Below are 22,394 nucleotides of genomic sequence, written 5' to 3'. Positions count from 1 at the left end.
GCCCTCCGGGGCATTCTCTTGATAGGCCGGACGACGCCGTCGGGCCTTTCAAGGTGGAGGGTTCTGCCAGTCTAGAACTGTGTTCGGACGCGGTCTATGGGGCTGGGGGCGGGAGGCACAGATCCCACAAATTACGTCAATTACGCAACACATTTGGGTCTTTTTGATCGGGCCCGTCGGGCCTACGTTGGGAACAGTGAGCCGTCCAAACCGGGCGTCCGGAACCATGGAGGAACCCCATGAGCACGCATGTAGCCGATTGCAGCGTCACCAACTGCTCCTTCAACGACCACACTGAATGTAACGCCGAAGCCATCACGGTTGGCGGCACCACAGACCACGCCTCCTGCGCCACCTTCATCGACACCGGCATTCATGGCGGCCTGCCCAAGGTCCTCGCCGGCGTCGGCGCCTGCCAGCGGGGGGAATGCGTCCATAACGACCACCTCATGTGCAAGGCATCAGAAGTCCACGTGGGCCCCGGCCCGGACAACGCCGACTGCCTCACCTACTCGCACGCATAATCGGTTGCGCGTCACCTGACCTGCGCAGGCATCTAGGGTCCCCCATTCGCGCAGCTCCCGGCCGCTGCGGTTTGATTGTCACAGCCTCTTGCTAGATTCAAATTAGCGCACCGGGAACCGTCCCGGAGCGAGGCTGCCAATGGGGAGGCCCCATGTTCCTGCTCCACCCAACCACACCTGGAGCGCCGGCTGACCTGGTGTTCTCAGCCAGCGACCTCGTGGCCGCCAGCGAGTGCGAGTACCGCACGTTGCGGATTTTGGACGAGAAGCTGGGCCGCTCCCCCAAAGCCGATTTCCCCGCCGACGAGATGCAGGCACGGGCCGGCAAGCTTGGTGACCTGCACGAACACAAGGTGCTGGCAGACCTCATCCACGAGTTCGGCCCCTGGGACTCGTCGCGCGGTACGGGGGTCTACTGCGTGGACCGCGGAACGACCGACCGGGCGGACCTTGCGGACAAGGCGAGGGAGACCGCCGCCGCCCTTCGGACCGGAGCCGACGTCGTCTTCCAGGCGACGTTCTTCGACGGCGAATTCCTCGGCTATGCGGACTTCCTGGTGCGGGAAGAGTGTGGGCTGCCTGGTGTGGAGGGCCAACGTTATGCGGTTTGGGACACCAAGCTGGCGCGGCATGCCAAGGTGGGGGCACTGCTGCAACTCACGGCGTACGGCGACCAACTGATCAGCCTCGGGCTGGACCCCGCCCCGCGTGTCACTCTGGTGCTCGGCAACATGGAACGCAGCTCGCACTCGCTCGCCGACTTGCTGCCCGTGTACCGGGAACGCCGGGCACGATTCCGTGCGCTCACCGGGGCGCACCGCAGCGCGGAAGCCCCCGTGGCGTGGCAACAGCCCGCTGTCAGCTACTGCGGCAGATGCGACTACTGCGCCGAGCAGGTGGCCCGGCACCGTGACCTTCTGATGGTGGCAGGCATGACCTCCGTCCAGCGGAAGAAGCTCGTCGCGGATGGCATCACCACCATCGACGCCCTTGCCGACCTGCCGCTGCATCTGGCCACGGGTTCACGGCGGCGCCTGCGGGAGCAGGCCAGGATGCAGACCGGCCGGGAGGCAGCCGACGGTTCACGCTCCTTCATGAAGGAGGGCCAGCCGCACACCGTCACGTACAGGGTGCTGGCAGACAACGCGCTGGGCGCCATTCCTGCCCCGAGCGACGGCGACATCTTCTTCGACTTCGAAGGCGACCCCCTGTGGCAGGATCCCGCCACGGGCCAATGGGGGCTGGAGTATCTCTTCGGCGTGGTTGAGGCACCGCGGCCCACTGATCCACCCGGTCAGGAACCGGTCTTCCGCCCGTTCTGGGCGCATTCGCGCGCGGGCGAGCGGCAGGCGTTCCTGGACTTTCTGGCCTACGTGGAGGAACGCCGGGCCAGGTATCCGGACATGCACGTCTACCACTACGCACCCTACGAGAAAACGGCCCTGCGCAACCTGTCGCTGAACCATGTGGCCGGGGAGGACGTGGTGGATTCGTGGCTGCGGGACGGGCTCCTCGTGGACCTCTATGCCACAGTCCGGCATTCACTCCGGATCTCCGAGGCCTCGTACTCCATCAAGAAGCTCGAGCCCCTGTACATGGGCGACCACCTGCGGTCCGGGGACGTCAAGGACGCCGGTTCATCCGTGGTGGCCTACGCCGCCTACTGCGAGGCGCGCGACGCCGGCCCGGAGACTCAGGCGGAGGCGGCCGCCATCCTGGCCTCGATCTCCGACTACAACCAGTACGACTGCCTTTCCACTCTGCGCCTGCGGGACTGGCTGCTGCAGCTGCGCGGCGGTGGTGCATCCGGTGCTCCAATGGGAGCCGGCGCTTCCGGCGGCGCCAACGTTGGGCCGGTGGCCGCCGAGAGGACGGCCAGCGCCGAAATGACCGTCGGCGCGGGGACGGGCGGCGAGCAAACAGCGGCCGGCTCCCAGCCGCCGTCGGACGCACCACTGGATGCGGAACCTTCGCCGGAGGAGGCAAGCCTGCATGCGTTCCTGGACGCCATTCCAGAGGATCGCCAGCTGACGCTGGACGAGCAGGCCGTGGCCCTCGTCGCCGCGGCTACCGGCTATCACCGCCGGGAGCGCAAGCAGTTCTGGTGGGAGCACTTCGACCGCCTTGAATCCGAGGTGGACAGGTGGCGGGACCAGCGAAACGTGTTCGTCGTGGAGGCGGCCGAAGTGGTGTCGGACTGGGCACCGCCCCCCGCCCGCGCCCGGACGGAGTCCCGCACCCTGCGGCTGACCGGGATCATGAGCGAGGGCTCGGAATTCAAGCCCGGTTCCACCTGGTTCCGGATGTTCGAGGACCCCCTGCCGGATGGTCTCGGGGAGGTCGACGGCGGGCGGACCCCGCGGCGCGCGCCCGGCCAGCCGGCTGGTGCGGCCGAATCGTCGGCTGCCTCGGCTGCAGCACTCAGGGAAGCGGCCACGCCCGCTTCCCGCGACGGCATCTTCAGCACTCTCGTGGAGGGCGTCGAGGATCATCCCGATCAGCCCGGCCGGACCGTCATCACCATCAGGGAGAAGTCCACGGGCAGGGTGCCGCCGTACTTTCAGCTGCCCATGGCGCTGACGGACGACCGGCCCATTCCCACCGTCAGCATCGAGGCAGCATTGGCGGAGCTCGCGCAGCTGGTCGGTTCCTCGCTGCCAGATCTTCCCAAGCATCCCGGCGTGGACATCCTCCGCCGGACCGCCCCCAGGCTGGCCAGCCTCCCGAGCCTCCCCGCAGTCGGCAACGACGATGCCGGCCACGCCGATTACGTGTCCGCCATTACCCGGGCGCTGGAGCACCTTGACCGGTCCTACCTCGCGGTGCAGGGCCCTCCGGGAACGGGCAAAACGTTCGTGGGCTCCCACGTCATTGCCCGGCTTGTGCGGGCCGGATGGAAGGTTGGCGTGGTGGGGCAGTCTCATGCCGTCGTCGAGAACATGCTCTGCACGGCGATTGCGAAGGCCGGCGTGGACCCCGGCGTGGTGGCCAAGAGACTCGCGCAGCCGCACGACGTTCCGTGGACCTGCATCGCCGACGAGGACATCGCCCGGCTCCTGGACACCGACGGCGGTTGCCTGGTTGGCGGAACGGCCTGGACCATGACCGGCAAATGCGTGCCGGCTGGTTCGCTGGACCTTCTGGTCATTGACGAGGCCGGCCAGTATTCGCTGGCCAACACGCTGGCCGTGGCCAGGTCGGCGAAGCGGCTCCTGCTGCTCGGCGACCCGCAGCAGCTGCCCCAGGTGACCCAGGGCTCCCATCCCGAACCGGTCGACGAGTCGGCGCTCGGCTGGCTCTCAGCCGGGCACGCCACCATGCCCGCGGAGCTCGGCTACTTCCTCGCCGATTCCTGGCGGATGCATCCTGAGCTGTGCCGCAAGGTGTCGGCGCTCAGCTACGACGGCAGGCTGGAATCCGCACCGGCGGCATCACTGCGACATCTCGACGGCGTGCCTCCGGGCGTGGAAACTGTCCTGGTGCAGCACGCAGGCAACACCACAAGTTCGGCGGAAGAGGCGGCCGCGGTAGTCAGACAGGCGCGCGAACATATCGGGCTCAAGTGGACGCCGGGCAAGGACGAGCCTGTCCGCAGGCTGGAAGCCAAGGACATCCTGGTGGTGGCTGCGTACAACGCCCAGGTGCAGGCCGTCCGGCACGCCTTGGACCATGAAGGCCTGTCCGACGTGCGGGTGGGCACGGTAGACAAGTTCCAAGGCCAGGAAGCTCCGGTGGTGCTCGTCTCCATGGCGTGCTCGGCCATTGCCGAGGCACCGCGCGGCGCCGAGTTCCTGCTCAACCGCAACCGCATCAACGTGGCTGTCTCGCGGGGCCAGTGGCGGGCTGTGATCGTCCGCTCCCCCGACCTCACCAACTACATGCCGGCACGGCCGTTCGCACTGGAGGAACTCGGAGCCTTCCTGGGTCTCAGCCCGGGGGAACTCAGCCGGGGCTAAATCAGCCGGGCGAACTCAGCCGTCGACCTGAAAGCTCCTGAACCCGCCTTCGGCCGGGGAGACCTTCTCGTCGACGTGCGCCACCCTGCCGGGAGCCTGGGATGAGCCAAGCCAACGCCTGAATTCGACAATGTCCGGCTGCGGTCCCTCGGCGACGACGGCGACCGAACCGTCGTCGTCGTTCCTCACAGAACCGGTCAGCCCCAACTCGTCGGCCTTGCGGGCGGTCCAGTACCGGAAGCCCACGCCCTGGACCGCTCCGGTGACCCGTGCGGTGAGGCGGACGCTGTCCGGGTCGGCTGCGTTCGAGTCAGTCATGGAACCAATGTAGCTCCGGCGGCCTCGGTGTCACACGCTCGACCAGCGGTACTGGGCTGAGCCGCCGGACCTAGCCCGCTGGACGGAGCGAGGTAATCATGGCGCGGATGTTCTTGTATTCGGGGGTTCCCATGTACGCCTCAGGCGTGTCCACGTTCGGCGGGTTTCCTGGCGTGGTGTCGAACGGGTCGTAGATGCCACCGAACATCGCACCGCTTGGCGGCCAATTGAAGAAATGGAATATCGGGCAGGCCGTGGGTCCGGCCGGTTCCGGCGCCGAAGTGATGCCGTAGTCCAGCACCGTCATCCTGGCGGGATCGGTGGCGGTGTCATCCTGCCAGGACTCGAACGTGAACCGCGGGGTGCTGCCCGCCTGCTTCAAAGCCGGGAGCGGTTCTGAGTCGTACATGCCGTACGGCTGCTTCTTGAAGCATTCCGCACCCACCACCATGTTGGTGCGCAGCGTGGCCAGCGACTTGCCCGCAGGGTTTCGGATTTCCACGAACACGCCGCCGCCCTGCGGCGTCTGTCCGGCAGGGTCCCTGACGGTCCACACGGACGGAAGATCGAACGCCAAAGTCCCGTCCGACGTCGTAAACGTCTTCCAGCCCTCAGGCAACGTAGCGGACGGCGTGGCAGTGGCTGACGCGGGACTGTCGGTGGCCGTGGCAGTTCCGCTTCCCGTTCCGGAGGCCGCATCCGAGGAGACGGCTGCAGTTGTCGGTGCCGCAGACCCTCCCCTGCCGGGCGAGGCAGGCGCCCCGCAGCCGGCGAGTGCAATGACGGTGGCCACAACCGCGGCCGCGGATACGTTCCCTGAACAGCGCAAAGTCCCTGAATAGCGCAAAGCTCCTCCTTGAGTTGCGAACGTGCTCACCATTCTGGGCTTTTGTCCATCGAGTGGTAAGGGATCGGGGAGCAGCGCATCCAAAGTGTTGCCATCAATAACCAACCGGGTCCGAAGGTCCCGCGAACGGGGCGGCGCACCTGGGTCCCGACAGGCCCGACCAGCGGCGGCTCAGCCCCGACCAACGGCTGGGGAACAGCGAAGCCCCGCTGCAACATGCTGCAGCGGGGCTTCGGACTGAACGGAATCAGTTGACGGTGATGTATCAGTTGACGGTAATGTCCCGTGTCTGGTGGTTGTAGCGGATGGTGAGCTGGCCGCCGGAGTGGTGCAGTTCGTGGTTGGCACCATCGAATGCGCCGAATGCGCCGTAGTTCTCATCCCAGGAACGGTTGAGGGCGATCTTGAACGTGTAGTGGCCAGCCGGGATTTCAGCCGAAAGCTTCCACAGCTGATCCAGTTCGTCCAGCTGCATTTGCGCTTCGTCGTACTGCGGTGCCCAGTTCTCCGGGGCGCCCAGCAGGGTGTTGAAGTCGCCTGCCACGGCCACGGCAGCGGGCTGGTCGATGCCCTCTGCGGAGTTTTCGACGGCCGGAGCCTGCGCTTCGGCGCCGGCCTCCGCCTTCTTCAGCACGGCCTTGGCCACAGGAGCAACTGCGTCCTCGATGAGCTTGGCGGCCTTGTCCACAACCTTCGCTGCCTTGGACGGCGCCTTCTCAGCCTTTGCTGCCGGGGCCCTCGTGGCTGCCGGCTGGGCAGGTGCGGCCACCGGAAGGGGCGTGCCGGCCGGGACCGGAGTGCCGGCGTCGAGCGCTGCCGAGAAGCTGGCCGCATCCGCGAAAGCGACCGTTGCACGCTGGCCGTCCTCCGTGATGGTCCAGCCGGAGCGGCCCTTGACCAGCCAGCCCGCCTTGACCAGCTTGGCCGTGGCGGTGGTCAGCGATTTGTGGCCGCGGGGAATGCCCCCGCTGAGGAGTTCAGCCTCGTAGGCGTTCAACGGGACCCGAACGAGCGCTTCAGCCAGCACGGCGCCGGCGTTCTGCGACTCACCGGACAACACCCCCTCTGCCAGAACGTCCAGCACGGCCTTCAGGCGGATGTTGGTGTTTTCGGCGGCAGTCTTGCGCATGGTTCCCCTTACAGAGCGATTGTTCCCACAGTAGTTTGCCAAGGACTGGGCGAATCTGGCGACTTTCGCGGGTAAACATTGTGTGTCGTGACCGACTATGACGGGGATTACACCCGAATTGAGCTTGAAGTCTCGGTTTTTGGGGGCCGGCAGAGCCGCTTCCGGACACCGTTCCCCGAGCCATCCGCGGGGTCATCTCCCGGCATTCATCGAGTCATTTCCCGGCATCGTGAATAGAAAGTAGGCTTACCATGTAGACCGACACATTAAAACGGAAGGGATGAGTTCAGTGAGTGAACACAGCAGCAAAGCAGACGGCTTTATCGTTCCGGACCCTTCGAAGCTCCGCGACGACGTTCCCGGCGACGCCGGTGATGAGGCCAACGCCATCCGATTCAGTGAAGAGCAGGCGCTCATCGAGGAGCAATCGCACGGCATCCGCCCGGAGCGCTACAGCGTCCCCTCCGGCGGGCCGACCATGGAGGAAGCCCGCGGCAACATGGACCTTTCCGACGACACGGGCGACTTAGCTTCCGCAGACAGCAGCGACGACGGACTGCACAGCGGTCAGGAACAGTAACCACTGGGAGTAACCGCCGGCAGCACAACCCGACAGATTCGGAAAGGGCGCCGGCGATACGGAAGGGCGCCGGCCGGCAGCGGCCGCCCTTTGGTGCTGCAGGGACTGAGGGCACTGCCCTCCTTGCTGGGCCGGGCTTCTTAGGGCCAGGCCTCTTACTGCCACGCCTCTTCCTGCGCAGGGCTTTTCACTGCAACTGCTTTCCTACTGCACGTAGCCTTCCACCTCATTGACGGGACGGGCATCCGCCTCATTGGGATCCTCGCCCGCCTTCGCCTTTGCACGGCGCTGGCGGAGCAGATCCCAGCACTGGTCCAGAGCCTCTTCCACCTGCCGCAGGCGGGCTCGTCGCTCATCCCGCTCAGCCACAGCCTCGTCGGAATCATTTTCTCCGGAGCCGCCCCCGCCGGAACCGCTGGCCGAGACCGACGCCGCAGGATCGCGGAGCTGATGCTCTTCGTCAACCAGCGCCTGGATGCGCTGAAGAATATCCTGGTTGTCCATCGCCTACACTCCTTCATTGCCGCGTCCCGGATTGCCTTTGTGGAGCGCCGCTAGCAATCGCGGCCCGCCGGGCTGGGACTGCCAGCCTATTCAGGCGATGCAGTACGCGGAAGGGGTGAGCATCAACCATTCACTGCAGGCCGCCTTTAGCAGTCCGCCTTTGTTAGTCCAACCAACTGACCACTGGCGGCACCGACCTCGTCTCGTTAGGGTAGACGGTAAGCATGCTTAGCATTACCCCGATGCCAGCACCGCCCGGAGCCTGATGTTCCTGTCCGCGTTCAACGCCACCCCGGAGGAGAACCATGACCGACCAGTACACCTTCAAGAATCCTGTCACCGCCTACGGGCACATCGAGCCGCCCAAGCAGCACCAGCCCGAGCCCGGCCTGGACGCCAAGCTTGAACCCAAAGCCGACCTCGGCGAGGACACCTATCGCGGCACGGGACGCCTCGACGGCAGGAAGGCAATCATCACTGGTGCGGACTCAGGCATCGGCGCAGCGACGGCGATCGCTTTCGCCCGGGAAGGGGCCGACGTCGTACTCTCTTACCTTCCTGAGGAGGAAGAAGACGCCGCGAAGATCGCGAATCTGATTGAAAAGGCAGGCCGCAAAGCCGTGAAAGTGCCCGGCGACCTCAAGGACGCCGCAACCTGCCAAAAACTGGTGGACACCGCACTGCAGGAACTGGGCGGGCTGGACCTCCTCGTGAACAACGCCGGCAAACAGGTGGCGCAGGAGGACATCGGCGACATCACCGACGAGCAGTTCGACCACACGCAGAAGACCAACGTGTACGCCATGTTCTGGCTCACGAGGGCCGCGGTGCCGCACCTTCCGGCCGGCTCCACGATCATCAACACCACGTCGATCCAGGCCTACAACCCGTCGCCGACGCTCATTGACTACGCCACCACGAAGGCGAGCATCAACAACTTCACCAAGGGCCTGGCCCAGCAGCTGGCGCCGAAGGGCATCCGGGTGAACGCCGTGGCTCCCGGGCCGATCTGGACTCCCCTGCAGGTCAGCAGCGGCCAGCCGAAGGAGGCTCTCCCCGAGTTCGGCAAGGACACTCCTCTGGGCCGGGCGGGACAGCCTGCGGAGCTCGCCCCGGCCTATGTGTTCCTGGCGTCGGCGGAGTCGAGCTTCGTGGTGGGCGAAACCCTGAACGTCAACGGCGGCAGCCCCACGCCGTAGCAGCTTCCGGGCTGCGCCGCGCATTTCTGCACCACTTTCGGAAAATGGCACCGGCGCCCGAGCTTGGGAAATCCGCGTCAGCATGCGGGACTTCCGGGGGCGGACAGCGTTCCGGCACAAAAAGAGTGGAGCAAAAATGCAGCGACTCGCCTTATAGTGGCGACTACACCGCACCTCCCAGAGCCACTCCCGCAACCTACCTGAGGAGAGCCCCATGGAATCCCGCACACTAGGCACACTTTCGGTCTCCACCCTCGGCCTCGGCTGCATGGGCATGAGCGAGTTCTACGGAACCGGCGACGACAGCGAGTCCATCGCCACGATCCACGCCTTCCTGGACGCCGGGGGAACCCTGCTGGACACCGCGGACATGTACGGCCCGTTCACGAACGAGTTGTTAGTCGGCAGGGCCATCGCGGACCGGCGCTCCGACGTGCTCGTGGCCACGAAGTTCGGCAACGAGCGGCGGGAGGACGGTTCCTGGGTGGGGATCAACGGCCGCCCCGAGTACGTCCGGTCCGCCTGCGATGCCAGCCTGCAGCGGCTGGGGGTGGACCACATCGACCTCTACTACCAGCACCGGGTGGACAAGACCGTCCCGATCGAGGACACCGTTGGAGCGATGGCGGAGCTCGTCGAGGCCGGTAAGGTCCGCCATCTGGGGCTGTCCGAGGCCAGCGGTGACACCATCCGCAGGGCGCACGCCGTCCATCCGATAACTGCATTGCAGACGGAGTATTCACTCTGGGAGCGGGAGCCGGAGACGAAGGTTTTCCCCGTGCTGGCCGAGCTGGGAATCGGCTTTGTCCCCTACAGCCCGCTGGGCCGGGGCTTCCTCACCGGCCAACTGCGCAGCCCGGACGACTTTGCCGAGGACGATTTTCGGCGGCACTCTCCCCGCTTCCAGGGCGACAACTTCACCCGGAACCTGCAGCTTGTGGACCGGGTCAAGGAACTCGCAGATGAGAAGCAGTGCAGTCCGGCGCAGCTTGCTCTGGCCTGGCTGCTCGCGCAGGGCGAGCACATCGTCCCCATTCCCGGCACCAAGAGGCGCGAACGACTGGCAGAGAACCTGGGCGCGGCCGACGTCGAGCTTTCAGCTGAGGACCTTGCCCGCCTTGATGAACTGGCCCCCGCCGGAGCTGCCGCGGGGGCGCGCTACCCGCACATGAACACGATCGACACCTAGAATCCGGCCCCTGGTGCGTCCGGCAGGAGCATCGTCACCACCCGCGACTAGAGAGCCCAGCAACAGAAAGGGAGGCCCATGACGGGCATTACAGAGGGCGACGGCGGTGCAGCCTCCCCCGAGGAGGGCACCGGCGCCGACGCCACAAGTCAGGACCTCGCCCAGTGGAGCCAGCGGCTCACCCAGGCGCTGCAGATCCTGGACCTCAAGGTGGACCAGCAGCTGGTGGCACGCCTCTCCGACGAGTCGTCCCGCGCGGTGAACGGGCAGGCCGGTCCCGTCAGCGCGCTGCTGGTTGGCTACGCAGCCGGCCTCCGGGCACACGGCGGCAGCGCCCCGCCGAATGAGGCAGTGCAGTCGGCGGCCGACGTCGCCCTACGGCTCTGCGAGCACGGCGCCGAAGGCGGCCCAGACAGTGAGGGCTGGTCAAGCACCGCCCAATAATCTGGACCGCCCAATAACCCCGACGGCCAGCAACCTTGGTCCCCGGGACGGCGGTCAGGAACCGCTGGGCGCCACGCTTTGCTCCGCGCTGGGCTCCAACCTCACGATCACGGCCTTTGACGCCGGTGTGTTGCTCCCCTCCGCCACGCTCTCCAGGGGCACCAGCACGTTCGCCTCCGGGTAATAGGCAGCCGCGCAGCCGCTGGCCGTGGGATACGAAACGACGCGCAGCTTCCTCATGACCCGCTCCACGTTGTCCTCGTACACGCCATGGATGTCCACGAACTGGCCGTCGCTGAGGCCGAGCTCGGCAATGTCCTCGGGGCTGACGAACACCACATTCCGGCCCTTCTTGATGCCGCGGTAACGGTCATTGTGCCCGTAGATGGTGGTGTTGAACTGGTCGTGCGAACGGACGGACTGCAGGATCAGCGTTCCGGCTGGCCGCTCCAGGCTCTCCAGGTGGTTGACCGTCAGCATGGCCTTGCCGGTTGGGGTGGTGAAAGTGCGCGAATCCCTCGGGCCGTTGGGCAGGACGAAGCCGCCTTCCTGACGGATCTTGCTGTTGTAGTCCTCACAGCCGGCCACCACACGGGAGATGTGCTCGCGGATGAGGTCGTAGTTCTTCTCGAATCCGGCCCAGTCCGCGCTGGACTTTCCCTCCACCGTCTCCCGCGCGATCCGGCAGACGATCGCCACCTCGGACAGCAGGTTCGGCGCAACCGGCTGCACCCTTCCCGCCGACGGGTGCACGGCGCAAACAGTGTCCTCGACCGAGACGAACTGCGGGCCTGACTCCTGCAGATCGATTTCCGTACGCCCCATGGTGGGCAGGATGAGCGCCTCCTTGCCCGTCACCGTGTGCGAGCGGTTGAGCTTCGTTGAGATCTGAACGGTGAGGTCGGTGTTTTCCATTGCCGCTTCCGCAGCGTGGGTATCCGAGATGGCGGCCACCAGGTTTCCGCCCAATGCCACGAAAACCTTGATCCCGCCGTCGCGCATTCTCCGGATTGTTTCCACGGCGTCTGCGCCGTGCTCGCGCGGCGGGTCGAAACTGAACTCCTTGCCGAGTGCGTCCAGGAACGCAGGCGGCATCTGCTCCCAGATGCCCATGGTCCGGTCCCCCTGCACATTGCTGTGCCCGCGGATGGGCGAGGCTCCGGCACCGGGCTTACCGATGTTCCCGCGCAGCAGGAGAAGGTTAATGATCTCCTTGATGGTGGCCACGCCCTTCTTGTGCTGGGTGATCCCCATGGCCCACGTGATGATGACGCGGTCCGCCCTCAGATACCGCCCGGCCAGCTCATCGATCTCGTCGCTGCGGAGCCCGGTGGCTGCGAGGACCGCTTCGTCGTCCAGCCCGTCGAGATGCGCTTTGAGTTCGTCCAGCCCCTCGCAGTGCTCCGCCAGGAATTCGTGGTCCAGCACGGTGCCCGGGTTCTTCGCCTCGGCGTCCAGGACCCGCTTCGAAATGGCCTGCAGCAGTGCCATGTCGCCGCCAACGCGGATCTGCAGGAACTGGTCCGCGAGGTCGGTGCCGTGCCCAAGGATGCCTTTGACCTTCTGCGGGTTCTTGTACCGCAGCAGCCCGGCTTCCGGCAGCGGGTTGACGGCCACAATCTCCGCGCCCGCTTCCTTGGCCTCCTCAAGCGCGGTGAGCATGCGCGGATGGTTGGTGCCCGGGTTCTGACCCATGATGATGATCAGCTGCGCCTTGGCGAAGTCGTCGTAAGTGATAGTGGCCTTGCCGATGCCGATGGTCTGGCCCATCGCCCAGCCGGACGATTCGTGGCACATGTTGGAGCAGTCCGGCAGGTTGTTGGTGCCGAAGGCCCGCACAAACAGCTGGTAGATGAAGGCGGCCTCGTTCGATGTCCGGCCGCTCGTGTAGAAGGCGGCCTCATCCGGGCTGGCCAGTCCGTTGAGCTTCCGGCCCAGGATGCCAAAGGCGTCGTCCCAGCTCACAGGCCTGTAGTGGTCCTCCCCGGCGGGCTTGTAGACCGGCTCCGTGAGGCGGCCCTGCATCCCGAGCCAGTACTCAGTCCTCTGGCGCAGTTCGCTGACCGGGTGCTCCGCCCAGAAGTCCGATTCGATCACCACGGGAGTGGCTTCCCAGGTGACGGCCTTGGCGCCGTTCTCGCAGAACTCAAAGGTCTTGCGGTGGTCCGGGTCCGGCCAGGCGCAGCTCATGCAGTCGAAGCCGTGCTTCTGGTTCAGCGCCAGCAGCGTCTTCTCCGTCCTGCCCACGCCCATGTGTTTGATGGCCGGCTGCATGGAGTGAAGGATTCCCGGGATACCGGCGGCCCATTCCTTGGGCTTGCCTACTTCGAGGTCCTTTTCGTCCGTCTCTTCCACGTCTGGGTTCTTGCGCGGCATGCTGCACACTCCTTGGCTCGCCATCGTCCCGGCATTGCTGCCCGCGGCGTCGTCGCCGCAGTGGTGCCTCCATCACAGGACTAGCAGTTATGCAGGGTGCCTGCAAGCATTCCGGCCGCTGCCGGGCTGGGGCCGGCGGCCCAACGCTGGCGTGCCGTCGCCGGAGAGGCGGACAATTGGAGCACCCGCAGTGACCGTTTGGAGCCACAATGCGCCGTTCGAAGGGCTGGCTAAAACACCACAGGCTTCTGGCTTTCTTCATCCTTGCCTACACAACTTCCTGGGCCTCATGGCCCTTCTTCGCGGCCGGTCTGATGCCACGGATGGAATTCCTGCCGGCGGGTCCGCTTGCCGCGGCGGTCATCGTCATAGCCCTGGCCGAGGGCCGCCATGGCTTCCGCGCCTGGGGACGGCGGCTGATCCGGTGGCGTGTCGGGTGGATCTGGTACGCCGTGACGCTCCTTCTCCCCGCAGTTTTCGTCCTGGTTACCGGACTTGTCACCATGGCACTCGGTGCCGCCGCCCCGGGCCTCGGACGGCTGACGTGGAGCGGGCTCGTGACCGTGTTCGCCGTCCGGCTGGTGAATCCGATGGACGGGCCGCTCGGCGAGGAACCGGGCTTCCGCGGCTACGCCCTACCCCTGCTCCAGGCATCGCGCCCGCCGCTGTTGTCTGCGGCCATTCTGGGCGTGCTCGTGGCGCTGTGGCACATGCCGCTTGTCCTCTTCGGCGGGCTGAGCATGATCGGTCTGCCGACGACCTTCGCCATCACCTTCCTCTACGTTTGGCTGTTCAACCGCACCGGCGGCAGCGTCCTCCTGACGCTTCTGTTCCACAACAGCCAGGGCACCTTCACCGTCGCGTCCTTCGGCTTCGCCGCCGCCGAGGCCGGCCGCGCGGAGCTGATCTACTTCCTGGTTGTGGTCCTCGCCGTTCTAGCCACCGTGCTGCTGGACCGCCGTACCTGGCGCAAGGCACCCCGCTCGGCCACCGCCGTCGGGCGTTTCCGCTCGGACGCCCGGCCTTCCGAGACCTAAACCTCAGATGCCTAGCCCGACAGCTCGGCCAGCAGCTCCTGCTTCCGTTCCTCGCTGGCGAAGGACGACCTGATGGAGTTGGCTGCGAGCCGGACCCGGTCGAATTCGGACAGCCCCAGGACCGATTCGAGCTGGGCAAAGTTGCTGTCCACATAGCCGCCGAAATAGGCCGGATCATCCGAGTTCACGCTGACGTTGAGCCCTGCGGCCAGCATGGCCGGCAGCGGGTGCGCGGCCAGCATGTCCACGGCGCGCAGCCGGACGTTGGACAACGGACAGACGGTGAGCGGCACACGGTCATTGACCAGCCGCTCCACGAGGTCCGGGTCCTCCATGCAGCGGATACCGTGGTCGATCCGCTCCACGGCCAGCACGTCCAGCGCTTCCACAATGTACGACGGCGGGCCCTCCTCCCCCGCGTGCGCAACCTTCCGCAGGCCTGCTTCGCCGGCCCGGGCAAACAGGCGCGTGAATTTCGACGGCGGGTTGCCAACCTCTGCGGAATCCAGCCCGATGCCGGCGATCGGTGCGCCCATCGCCAGGAGCTTCTCCAGGACCTCCAGCGCCGATTCCTCGGACAGGTCGCGCAGGAAGGCGGCGATCAGCAGCGTGGAAATACCGAATTCCTCCTCGGAGGTGGCAAGCACCGAGGCCACGCCATTCACGCACGTCTCCAAAGAGACACCCCGGGAGAGGTGCGCCTGCGGGTCCAACATGATCTCCGCGTGCCGCACCCCGGCCGCTGCAGCCCGGGTCAGATAGGCCCGGGTCATGTCCGCGAAGTCCTCCTCCGTCCGGAGCACGGCCATGTTGGCGTAGTACAGGTCCAGGAACGACTGCAGGTCGGTGAACTCGTAACGGCTCCGCAGCCCGTCCAGGTTCGCGTACGGCAGTTCGATCCCGTTCCGCTCCGCGAGCGCAAAGATCAGCTCGGGCTCCAGCGTCCCTTCGATGTGCAGGTGGAGCTCCGCCAGCGGCATCGGGGCCGGGGCCGCCGCAAGCTCCTCTTCAGCTGAAAGTGCAGTCTGATGTGAAAGAGGAGTTTGAGCTGAAAGTGCGGTGGGATCGATCGGTTCGGCGGCGCCGTCGTAAGTGTTCACCCCGACAGAATAGTCCCCGGACCGGCCATGACCGCTAGAGTCGAACAGATGCGGACTGAAGAGTATGCTGACCCGTTGGCCAATCTGGAGCCGGGCCTGGCAGGCGGCCCCCTCGCCGGCCATGTCATTGGTGCCCACCACTCTGCCGACGGCTTTGTCCGGGTGCGCGGTGCCCGGGAAAACAACCTTCGCAACGTGGACGTGGCCGTCCCGCGCGACGCGATCGTCGCCTTCACCGGCGTCTCCGGATCGGGCAAGTCCTCCCTGGCCTTCGGGACCATCTATGCCGAAGCCCAGCGCCGGTACTTCGAATCCGTGGCGCCGTACGCCCGCCGCCTCATCCAGCAGGGCCACAATCCCAAGGTGGAAATGATCACCGGGTTGCCTCCCGCTGTCGCCCTTCAACAGCGCCGCGGCACTCCCAGCAGCCGTTCCACGGTGGGAACGGTGACCACGCTGTCCAACTCGCTCCGCATGCTTTTCTCGCGCGCCGGCAGCTACCCGGCCGGTGCCAGCCCACTGGACTCGGACGCCTTCTCGCCCAACACGGCCGCCGGGGCGTGCCCCGAGTGCCACGGCCTCGGCGTGGCGCACACCGTCAGCGAAGCCTCCTTGGTCCCCGACCCGTCCCTGAGCATCCGGGAGGGAGCCATCGCCGCCTGGCCAACGGCGTGGCAGGGCAAGAACCTGCGCGACATCCTCACCCACCTCGGCTACGACGTCGACACCCCCTGGCAGAAGCTGCCCCGGAAGGACCGCGACTGGATCCTTTTCACCGAAGAACAGCCCGTGGTGGAAATCACCCCTCAGCGCGACCGTGTGGCCAAGCCGTACAAAGGCAAATTCTGGAGCGCCAAGAGCCACGTGCTGCACACCCTGGCCGGCTCCAAGAGCAACACGATGCGTGAACGGGTGCTCCGCTTCATGGAGACCGGCCCCTGCCAGCGGTGCAGCGGCAGCGGCCTCACACCCGAGGCCCTGGCTGTGACCTTTGCCGGCCGGACTATCGCCGAACTCAACGCAGTTCCCATGGCCGAACTGGCGGACATCATCCGGCCGACGACCGAGTTGAAGGACGCCGGAACCGCCTCCCGGAAACTGACTTCCGGCATGCAATCATCCGGGGAAAGCAACGAGGTGGCCGTCGCCATCACCCGCGACCTCCTTCAGCGGATCACGGTTCTGCTGGATCTGGGGCTCGGGTACCTCGCCCTCGGCCGCTCGACGCCCACCCTCTCCCCGGGCGAAATGCAGCGCCTCCGGATCGCCACCCAGCTCCGCTCCGGCCTGTTCGGCGTGGTCTACGTGCTGGACGAGCCCTCGGCAGGCCTGCACCCCGCCGACGCCGAGCCCCTCCTGGCCGTGCTGGAGCAGCTGAAGTCTGCGGGCAACTCCGTGTTCGTGGTGGAGCACAACATGGACATCGTGCGCCGCGCCGACTGGCTCGTCGACGTGGGGCCGCGGGCAGGAGAAGGCGGCGGAGAAGTGCTCTACAGCGGCCCCGTCGCCGGTCTTGCCGACGTCGAAGCCTCCGTCACGCGACCGTTCCTCGTCCCGGACGGTTCCAGTGCTCCGGACGGCGGCGAGCCCGACGGCAGCGAGTGGACCGGCCGCCGTCGGGAACCCGCTGGATGGCTGGAACTGAACGACATCACGCGCCACAACCTCCGTGGCCTCGACGCCTCCTTCCCGCTGCAGGTCCTGACCGCGGTCACCGGAGTCTCCGGCTCGGGCAAGTCGACCCTGGTCAGCCACGTCCTGGCCGGGGTGGTCGGAACGGAACTCCACGGCAACCGCGCCGCCGGTGCAGAGTCCGTCGGCACGGAGCTGGCCGGCACCGATGAGGACCAGCTCGTGGACGCCGGCGACCCCGGCACCCCGCTGAGCGTCGGCACTGTGACAGGACTGCACCACGTGGACCGGCTGGTGACGGTGGACCAGAAACCGATCGGCCGCACGCCCCGGTCCAACCTGGCCACGTACACCGGACTGTTCGACGCCGTGCGCAAGGAGTTCGCCGCCACGGACGAGGCCCGGGCCCGGGGATACGGAGCCGGACGCTTCTCCTTCAACGTGGCCGGCGGCCGCTGCGAAACTTGCCAGGGCGAGGGATTCGTCGCCGTCGAACTGCTGTTCCTGCCCGGCAGCTACGGCCCCTGCCCGGAATGCGGCGGTTCACGCTACAACCCCGAAACCCTTGAAGTGACCTACCGCGGCGAGACAGTGGCCGACGTCCTGCGCATGACGGTGGACGCCGCGGCCGACTTCCTCGCGGACGTACCCTCAGCCGCCCGCAGCCTGCAGACACTCCGCGAAGTCGGGCTGGGCTACCTGCGGCTCGGACAGCCCGCCACCGAGCTGTCCGGCGGCGAGGCCCAGCGCATCAAACTCGCCACGGAACTGCAGCGGGCACGCCGCGGCCACACGCTGTACCTGCTGGACGAGCCCACAACCGGGCTGCATCCGGCTGATGTCCGGCTCCTCATGGCCCAGCTCCACCGGCTCGTGGACGCGGGGAACACGGTGGTCGTGGTGGAACACGAAATGGATGTCGTGGCGGCCGCAGACTGGGTCATCGACCTCGGACCGGCCGGCGGAGACGCCGGCGGCAAGATCGTCGCAACAGGAACGCCAACCGCCGTCGCCGGTTCCCCCGACAGCCGGACGGCAAAGTATCTGGCATCCGCCCTCACTTCATAGGGCGGGATAAGGGCCCCGCGAATCCCCGTCCTGCCGGCTTTTGTGGTCATGCGCCGTTGCCGGGCTGCCCTTAAAGCCGCTCGAGTGTCAATAATTATCTCGATTTGATAACGGCGCGCGACACCTTTAGGGTGGGATACATGCCCGCGCGACGCGGGCCCATGAATGCCCGGTGCCGCCACCACCAGTTACTGCCCGGCCGGCGGATACCGAAATGACCTCTAGTTCGTCAGGGGCGGGCAGTAGCGCGACAACGTCCGGGGACGGACCGAGCGCGGGTGGCCTCAGGAGCATCCCAAATGAAAAAATCGACCTTCAGCACTGCCGCGCGCCGTGGAGTCACCCTGGCCGCCGTTTCTGCCGCAACCTTGGCACTCTCCGCCACCGCGGCCAACGCCGCAGCGCCCACCGCCACGAGCGGCTCCACCTGGGACGCCCTTGCCCAGTGCGAGAGCGGCGGCAACTGGTCCACCAGCACCGGCAACGGCTTCTCCGGCGGCCTGCAGTTCACCCCGCAGACCTGGGCTGCCTTCGGCGGAACGGGCTCCCCCCAGGGCGCTTCCCGCGCCCAGCAGATCGCCGTGGCCGAAAAGGTCCAGGCCAGCCAGGGCTGGGGCGCATGGCCCGCCTGCTCCGCCAAGCTTGGCCTGAACGGCGGCGGCGGCGCTCCTGCACCGCAGATCCTGCCCCAGAGCACGACCATCCAGGCCGCACCTGTGCAGGCCACGGTTCAGACCGCTCCGGTCGCCCAGGCTCCCGTGGCCGCAGCACCGGCCCAGGCTCCCGTCCAGGCCCGTCACGCCGCCGCCATCGCGGTAAGCGGCGAGACCTACACCGTCCAGGACGGCGACACCCTGAGCAAGATCGCCGACAAGCTCGGCATCCAGGGCGGCTGGCAGCACCTCGCCGACGCCAATGCTGACACCGTCAGCAACCCGAACCTCGTGTTCGTGGGCCAGGTCCTGCAGTTGCCTGCATAGTCTGACCGGTCGGGCCGTTTTAGCGGCACTGCCTAAGAAGCTCGACGCCGGGCGGTCCCCTTTCGGGGGCCGCCCGGCGTTTCTGTGTCCGGCATTCTGGTGGCGGGCCTGCTTGTTTCAGGCGCTTAGGTTGTCAGGCGCTTTATGTACTTGACTCCAGAAACGACGACGCCGGGCGCCCCCTAAGTGACGCCGGGCGCCCCCTAAGTGGGGACGCCCGGCGACGTTATTTGATCCCTACAGCGTGACGGCAGGAACCGCCCGTGAATGTCCTTAGGCCGCGGGAAGTTCCCGGACGATGCGCACCTTCCAGGCGGCGTCGTCGCTGGTGTCCAGGAGGGCCACCGTGCCGGACGCGAGGTGCAGTGCAACGCGCTTGGCGTGCAGCAGCTCGAGGTAGAGGTGCTCGTTGACGCGGGCAGGGCTGTCCACGACGAATTTCACGGCGTCGCGCACCTTCCGGTAGTTGTCGCTGCGTTCGCGGTGCAGGTGCAGCTCGAGCTCGTGGCGCTGCTTGACGCGCGGCTCGTGCTTGTTCAGCCAGTTCACGGCAGCGTGGACGCCTACTACCAAGGCCAGCGAGACCGCGTAGATCCACCAGCCAGTGGACATCAGGAAGAGCGGCAGGTTGGCGACGGCCACCACTGCAATGAAAACGCGCAGGGCGACGAGCCGGCGCAGGGTCAGCGCAACGGAAGCAAGCGCAGTGCGGAACCGGTGCTGGTCCTTGCGCGCAGCGGCCGGGTCCAGCGTAAACTCGTCAAGAACGAGGATCCCGTTCGCGTCGGCGCCCAGCATTTGGCCGTACTTCGGGACGAACAGTTGAGGCTCCTGTGACGTGTGTGAATTCGCTTCCGCGGGGGCGGAGGACAGGGGCTCGGGGGAGGTAAGAGTCATGAGTTGGCTTCCAGACGCTGTTGAGGTTTCGGATATCTTAGTGGGTTAATCACCCTTCTGTATGCACAGGTCCACTATGTGAACACCCGGCTGTCCATTTTGGCGACTCCGTGTGCCGTCCGGCACTTCAATTGGCACATCGCGCCAGGGACGGCAGACTGATGGGATGCAAACCTTCCTTCCCTATCCCGATTTCCGGCAAAGCGCGGCCGCGCTGGACACTCCCCGCCTGGGCAAGCAGCGCGTAGAAGCGCTGCAGACACTCCGCGCGCTGGTCATCCCGGAATACGGATGGCAGTCACACCCCGCCATCCGTATGTGGATGGGGCACGTTCCTGCCCTCACCCTGTACGGCCTGGCCATGGTGGACGAATGGACCAAGCGCGGCTTCGACGACACCACCCGGGACAACATCCGCGAGTTTGCACCACAGGCCGCGCATCCCGATTACGCCGCCAAGATTGTGCTTCCGCCGTGGCTCGGCGATCCGGACTTCCACCTGAGCCACCGCTCCAACCTGATCCGCAAGGATCCGCGCTTCTACGAAGAGGTCTTCCCCGGCACCGAGCATGGGCTGGAGTACGTCTGGCCGGAGCCAAGGCACGAGTTCCTGCCGGAGGATCCCGAGGGCGACATTCTCTGGATCCTCCGCGAGCACGTCGGACACGGTGATCCCGAGCAGCTGGATAAGGTTGGGCTGCCTCCCGTGGGGCGGGCGGCGCAGGGTTCTGCCGCTGCTGGTGATTCGGCTGGCGCTGGCGCCGATTCTACCGGTGCTGGCGCAGGGGATGCCGACGGCGACTACCAGTTCGTCTACGCGAAGGAAAGCTCGCGCCGTCCATCCAAGGTGGCCCGGAAAGCGCCGGCCAAGCCGCTGGTCAAGAAGCCGTCCCGCAAGCGCCAGCGCCAGGAGGCTGCCTTCTCAACGCTTCCCGGCAAGTCGCCGGTTGCGGTCCCGTTCGACGGCGGCAGCAAGTTCGCCGTCGGAATGGTCCTGGGCCGTCCCATCACGCTCGAGGACGGCCGCTTCGGCCGCAACTTCAAGGTCACCGACATCATCGACCGGTCAGCGTTCGATTACCCGGCGCTGCTGCAGGACCCGCGCGTCTTCTTCCCCGTTCCGGCGCTCTGAGCCTTGCCATGACAATACTTCTCGCCGGCTGTGGCGACCTCGGCACGGAGGTGGGTCTGCGGTTCGCCGCCGCCGGGCATCGCGTGGTTGGCTGGCGCCGCTCACCAGGCAAGCTGCCGGCTGAGATCGAGGGCGTCGCCGCGAACTTAGGCACCGCTGAACTGCCGCTTGTCCCGGCCGACACAACCGCAGTCGTCATTGCTGTGGCCGCGGATGCGCCGACAGAAGGGGCATACCAAAGCGCCTATCTGGACGGCGTAGCGCATGTTCTGGACGCACTTGAGCGCGACCGCGTTGCACCCGAACGTGTCCTTTTCGTGTCGTCCACGGCCGTACATGGCGACGCCGGAGGCGGATGGATCGATGAAAGCACGACGCCGGAACCCGGGGGATTCTCGGGCCGCGTCCTGCGTGGGGCTGAGGAACTCCTGCTGAAGCGGCTCGACGGAACCGGCACCTCACCTATCGTGCTCCGGCTTGGCGGAATCTACGGACCGGGGCGGACCAGGCTCATAGACCAGGTCCGTACCGGCGTAGCCGTCGTTCCGGACCAGCCACGATTCACTAACCGCATCCACCGGGACGACGCCGCGGGTGCCATCGTGCACGTGCTCAGCATGCCCGACGCGCCGGCCCCGGTGTATCTCGGTGTGGACAATGATCCGGCCGAATTGGGCGACGTCCTGCGCTTCCTGGCGGTTGAATTGGGCTTGGACGTTCCGCCAACTGGTGACGCGGGTGACGCGCGCGGCGGCAACAAGCGGTGCAGCAATGCACTGCTTCGAGGAACAGGATTTTCGTTCAAGTACCCGACTTTCCGTGAGGGCTACCGCGACATTCTTGCAGGCGCCGGAGTGCGCCACCCCTGACACGGACACCGCTGTAGGAAGGGGGATCGCATGTGTACCCGGGGGCCAAAAGTTTGTTCAAAAACTTTTTACTTTTCGTCCTCGGTGGCCCTAATCACCCCTAAAAATGTCAGAGCCCGTTGAGATAGTTTTCCTATGGAAGCCTTTGGGGAGCACGGAGCGGATAGCTCAGCCGGGACGGATGTCACCGGCTTTAGTGCCGCTGCTCAGCTGCGCGGCCGCGGGCTTCGCAGCGTTCCCTCCTCGGGCTCCCTTTCCGGTGTCCCTGTAAACGCTTGGGTGTCCGACGGCGCTGCTGCCGCTGGCTCCGGTTCTGTCACTTCGCCTTTCGGAATGCCAGGTTCGGCATCAGCTGGGCCTGCACCTGCTTTGCTGGGGTGCCCGGCGCTGGCAACCACTGATTTGGAAGCGGCCCTGGCGCTGCTGGACTCCGCGATCACTTCGGCACCGGAGGAGCTGGCCGGAGCCAACTTCCTTCAGGCAGCCGATTTCGCGGAGCTCACCGAGGAGCTCTCCCGCCGGATCGAGTACCTTCAGCTCCAGGCCGCCTCGGCGGTGGACCGGACACGGACCGAGGCGATCAACGCCGCCGGTTCCGCCAGCCGCGCGGCCG

18 protein-coding genes and 1 pseudogene are annotated in these 22,394 nt (G+C 66.4%); 12 read left to right on the top strand and 7 right to left on the bottom strand.

What is annotated here, in order from left to right; translation table 11 throughout:
* Positions 1–239 precede the first annotated feature (239 nt).
* Both AC1DFE_RS19920 and AC1DFE_RS19915 read left to right on the top strand, forming a co-directional pair.
* A complete protein-coding gene (locus AC1DFE_RS19920) occupies positions 240–524 on the top strand; it encodes a DUF1540 domain-containing protein (protein ID WP_476907591.1) in 285 nt (94 codons plus the stop codon).
* A 152-nt stretch (positions 525–676) separates the two neighbouring features.
* Positions 677–4,480 carry a TM0106 family RecB-like putative nuclease gene (locus tag AC1DFE_RS19915; protein ID WP_476907590.1) on the top strand — a complete coding sequence of 1,268 codons (3,804 nt, stop codon included), beginning with the start codon at positions 677–679 and terminating at the stop codon, positions 4,478–4,480.
* A 15-nt stretch (positions 4,481–4,495) separates the two neighbouring features.
* On the opposite strand, the gene AC1DFE_RS19910 is transcribed toward AC1DFE_RS19915, so the two are convergent.
* The 3 genes from AC1DFE_RS19910 to AC1DFE_RS19900 all read right to left on the bottom strand — a co-directional run bounded on the left by AC1DFE_RS19910 (position 4,496) and on the right by AC1DFE_RS19900 (position 6,774).
* Positions 4,496–4,798 carry an acylphosphatase gene (locus tag AC1DFE_RS19910; protein ID WP_476907589.1) on the bottom strand — a complete coding sequence of 101 codons (303 nt, stop codon included), beginning with the start codon at positions 4,796–4,798 and terminating at the stop codon, positions 4,496–4,498.
* 70 nt (positions 4,799–4,868) lie between these two features.
* Positions 4,869–5,591 (bottom strand): hypothetical protein, encoded by a 723-nt coding sequence (locus AC1DFE_RS19905; RefSeq protein ID WP_476907588.1) that lies wholly within the window; start codon positions 5,589–5,591, stop codon positions 4,869–4,871.
* 319 nt (positions 5,592–5,910) lie between these two features.
* A complete protein-coding gene (locus AC1DFE_RS19900) occupies positions 5,911–6,774 on the bottom strand; it encodes a pullulanase X25 domain-containing protein (RefSeq protein ID WP_476907587.1) in 864 nt (287 codons plus the stop codon).
* Positions 6,775–7,054: 280 nt separating this feature from the next.
* Here AC1DFE_RS19900 and AC1DFE_RS19895 point away from each other — a divergent pair, with 280 nt between their 5' ends.
* A complete protein-coding gene (locus AC1DFE_RS19895; protein WP_476907586.1) occupies positions 7,055–7,354 on the top strand; it encodes a hypothetical protein in 300 nt (99 codons plus the stop codon).
* A 204-nt stretch (positions 7,355–7,558) separates the two neighbouring features.
* On the opposite strand, the gene AC1DFE_RS19890 is transcribed toward AC1DFE_RS19895, so the two are convergent.
* Positions 7,559–7,858, bottom strand: a complete 300-nt coding sequence (locus AC1DFE_RS19890) for a DUF2630 family protein (RefSeq protein ID WP_476907585.1) — start codon at positions 7,856–7,858, stop codon at positions 7,559–7,561.
* 305 nt (positions 7,859–8,163) lie between these two features.
* On the opposite strand from AC1DFE_RS19890, the gene AC1DFE_RS19885 reads away from it, so the two are divergent.
* From AC1DFE_RS19885 to AC1DFE_RS19875, 3 genes are all read left to right on the top strand, one after another.
* Positions 8,164–9,057, top strand: a complete 894-nt coding sequence (locus AC1DFE_RS19885) for a glucose 1-dehydrogenase (RefSeq protein WP_476907584.1) — start codon at positions 8,164–8,166, stop codon at positions 9,055–9,057.
* A 214-nt stretch (positions 9,058–9,271) separates the two neighbouring features.
* On the top strand, positions 9,272–10,246 hold the full coding sequence (locus tag AC1DFE_RS19880; protein ID WP_476907583.1) for an aldo/keto reductase: 975 nt from the start codon (positions 9,272–9,274) through the stop codon (positions 10,244–10,246).
* Between the two features lie 78 nt (positions 10,247–10,324).
* Positions 10,325–10,690 carry a DUF6457 domain-containing protein gene (locus AC1DFE_RS19875; RefSeq protein ID WP_476907582.1) on the top strand — a complete coding sequence of 122 codons (366 nt, stop codon included), beginning with the start codon at positions 10,325–10,327 and terminating at the stop codon, positions 10,688–10,690.
* A gap of 54 nt (positions 10,691–10,744) precedes the next feature.
* Here AC1DFE_RS19875 and AC1DFE_RS19870 read toward each other — a convergent pair whose 3' ends face one another.
* Entirely contained in the window at positions 10,745–13,066 is a 2,322-nt protein-coding gene (locus tag AC1DFE_RS19870; RefSeq protein ID WP_476907581.1) for an FdhF/YdeP family oxidoreductase, read from the bottom strand.
* Positions 13,067–13,275: 209 nt separating this feature from the next.
* Between AC1DFE_RS19870 and AC1DFE_RS19865 the strand changes: the two genes are divergently transcribed.
* Positions 13,276–14,103: a CPBP family intramembrane glutamic endopeptidase gene (locus AC1DFE_RS19865; protein WP_476907580.1), complete on the top strand. Its 828-nt coding sequence runs from the start codon at positions 13,276–13,278 to the stop codon at positions 14,101–14,103.
* An 11-nt stretch (positions 14,104–14,114) separates the two neighbouring features.
* Here the strand turns inward: AC1DFE_RS19865 and AC1DFE_RS19860 are convergent, their stop codons facing one another.
* Positions 14,115–15,083, bottom strand: a complete 969-nt coding sequence (locus AC1DFE_RS19860; protein ID WP_476907625.1) for an adenosine deaminase — start codon at positions 15,081–15,083, stop codon at positions 14,115–14,117.
* A 168-nt stretch (positions 15,084–15,251) separates the two neighbouring features.
* Here AC1DFE_RS19860 and AC1DFE_RS19855 point away from each other — a divergent pair, with 168 nt between their 5' ends.
* Complete coding sequence (locus AC1DFE_RS19855; RefSeq protein WP_476907579.1) at positions 15,252–17,903, top strand: excinuclease ABC subunit UvrA; 2,652 nt, start codon at positions 15,252–15,254, stop codon at positions 17,901–17,903.
* Positions 17,904–18,202: 299 nt separating this feature from the next.
* Entirely contained in the window at positions 18,203–18,883 is a 681-nt protein-coding gene (locus tag AC1DFE_RS19850; protein ID WP_476907578.1) for a transglycosylase family protein, read from the top strand.
* Between the two features lie 273 nt (positions 18,884–19,156).
* Here AC1DFE_RS19850 and AC1DFE_RS19845 read toward each other — a convergent pair whose 3' ends face one another.
* A complete protein-coding gene (locus AC1DFE_RS19845; protein WP_476907624.1) occupies positions 19,157–19,681 on the bottom strand; it encodes a hypothetical protein in 525 nt (174 codons plus the stop codon).
* A gap of 265 nt (positions 19,682–19,946) precedes the next feature.
* Here AC1DFE_RS19845 and AC1DFE_RS19840 point away from each other — a divergent pair, with 265 nt between their 5' ends.
* The 3 genes and pseudogenes from AC1DFE_RS19840 to AC1DFE_RS19830 form a co-directional block, all read left to right on the top strand.
* On the top strand, positions 19,947–20,912 hold the full coding sequence (locus AC1DFE_RS19840; protein ID WP_476907577.1) for an MSMEG_6728 family protein: 966 nt from the start codon (positions 19,947–19,949) through the stop codon (positions 20,910–20,912).
* Positions 20,913–20,920: 8 nt separating this feature from the next.
* Entirely contained in the window at positions 20,921–21,781 is an 861-nt protein-coding gene (locus AC1DFE_RS19835; protein ID WP_476907576.1) for an NAD-dependent epimerase/dehydratase family protein, read from the top strand.
* Between the two features lie 402 nt (positions 21,782–22,183).
* Positions 22,184–22,394, top strand: a pseudogene (locus AC1DFE_RS19830) (HNH endonuclease signature motif containing protein); the annotation flags it as partial.

Source organism: Arthrobacter sp. 05T423 (assembly GCF_056396245.1).
The sequence above is the reverse complement of the archived record's forward strand: the minus strand, read 5'-3'. Positions and strand labels throughout refer to the sequence as shown.

What these genes read in the sequence shown, in the direction of transcription:
- AC1DFE_RS19885 (WP_476907584.1), top strand. Translation starts at nt 8,164, where the DNA reads ATGACCGACCAGTACACCTTCAAGAATCCTGTCACCGCCTACGGGCAC.
- AC1DFE_RS19870 (WP_476907581.1), bottom strand. Translation starts at nt 13,066, where the DNA reads ATGCCGCGCAAGAACCCAGACGTGGAAGAGACGGACGAAAAGGACCTC.
- AC1DFE_RS19860 (WP_476907625.1), bottom strand. Translation starts at nt 15,083, where the DNA reads ATGCCGCTGGCGGAGCTCCACCTGCACATCGAAGGGACGCTGGAGCCC.
- AC1DFE_RS19900 (WP_476907587.1), bottom strand. Translation starts at nt 6,774, where the DNA reads ATGCGCAAGACTGCCGCCGAAAACACCAACATCCGCCTGAAGGCCGTG.
- AC1DFE_RS19910 (WP_476907589.1), bottom strand. Translation starts at nt 4,798, where the DNA reads ATGACTGACTCGAACGCAGCCGACCCGGACAGCGTCCGCCTCACCGCA.
- AC1DFE_RS19855 (WP_476907579.1), top strand. Translation starts at nt 15,252, where the DNA reads ATGCGGACTGAAGAGTATGCTGACCCGTTGGCCAATCTGGAGCCGGGC.
- AC1DFE_RS19875 (WP_476907582.1), top strand. Translation starts at nt 10,325, where the DNA reads ATGACGGGCATTACAGAGGGCGACGGCGGTGCAGCCTCCCCCGAGGAG.
- AC1DFE_RS19845 (WP_476907624.1), bottom strand. Translation starts at nt 19,681, where the DNA reads ATGCTGGGCGCCGACGCGAACGGGATCCTCGTTCTTGACGAGTTTACG.
- AC1DFE_RS19920 (WP_476907591.1), top strand. Translation starts at nt 240, where the DNA reads ATGAGCACGCATGTAGCCGATTGCAGCGTCACCAACTGCTCCTTCAAC.
- AC1DFE_RS19895 (WP_476907586.1), top strand. Translation starts at nt 7,055, where the DNA reads ATGAGTTCAGTGAGTGAACACAGCAGCAAAGCAGACGGCTTTATCGTT.
- AC1DFE_RS19865 (WP_476907580.1), top strand. Translation starts at nt 13,276, where the DNA reads ATGCGCCGTTCGAAGGGCTGGCTAAAACACCACAGGCTTCTGGCTTTC.
- AC1DFE_RS19835 (WP_476907576.1), top strand. Translation starts at nt 20,921, where the DNA reads ATGACAATACTTCTCGCCGGCTGTGGCGACCTCGGCACGGAGGTGGGT.
- AC1DFE_RS19850 (WP_476907578.1), top strand. Translation starts at nt 18,203, where the DNA reads ATGAAAAAATCGACCTTCAGCACTGCCGCGCGCCGTGGAGTCACCCTG.
- AC1DFE_RS19880 (WP_476907583.1), top strand. Translation starts at nt 9,272, where the DNA reads ATGGAATCCCGCACACTAGGCACACTTTCGGTCTCCACCCTCGGCCTC.
- AC1DFE_RS19915 (WP_476907590.1), top strand. Translation starts at nt 677, where the DNA reads ATGTTCCTGCTCCACCCAACCACACCTGGAGCGCCGGCTGACCTGGTG.
- AC1DFE_RS19840 (WP_476907577.1), top strand. Translation starts at nt 19,947, where the DNA reads ATGCAAACCTTCCTTCCCTATCCCGATTTCCGGCAAAGCGCGGCCGCG.
- AC1DFE_RS19890 (WP_476907585.1), bottom strand. Translation starts at nt 7,858, where the DNA reads ATGGACAACCAGGATATTCTTCAGCGCATCCAGGCGCTGGTTGACGAA.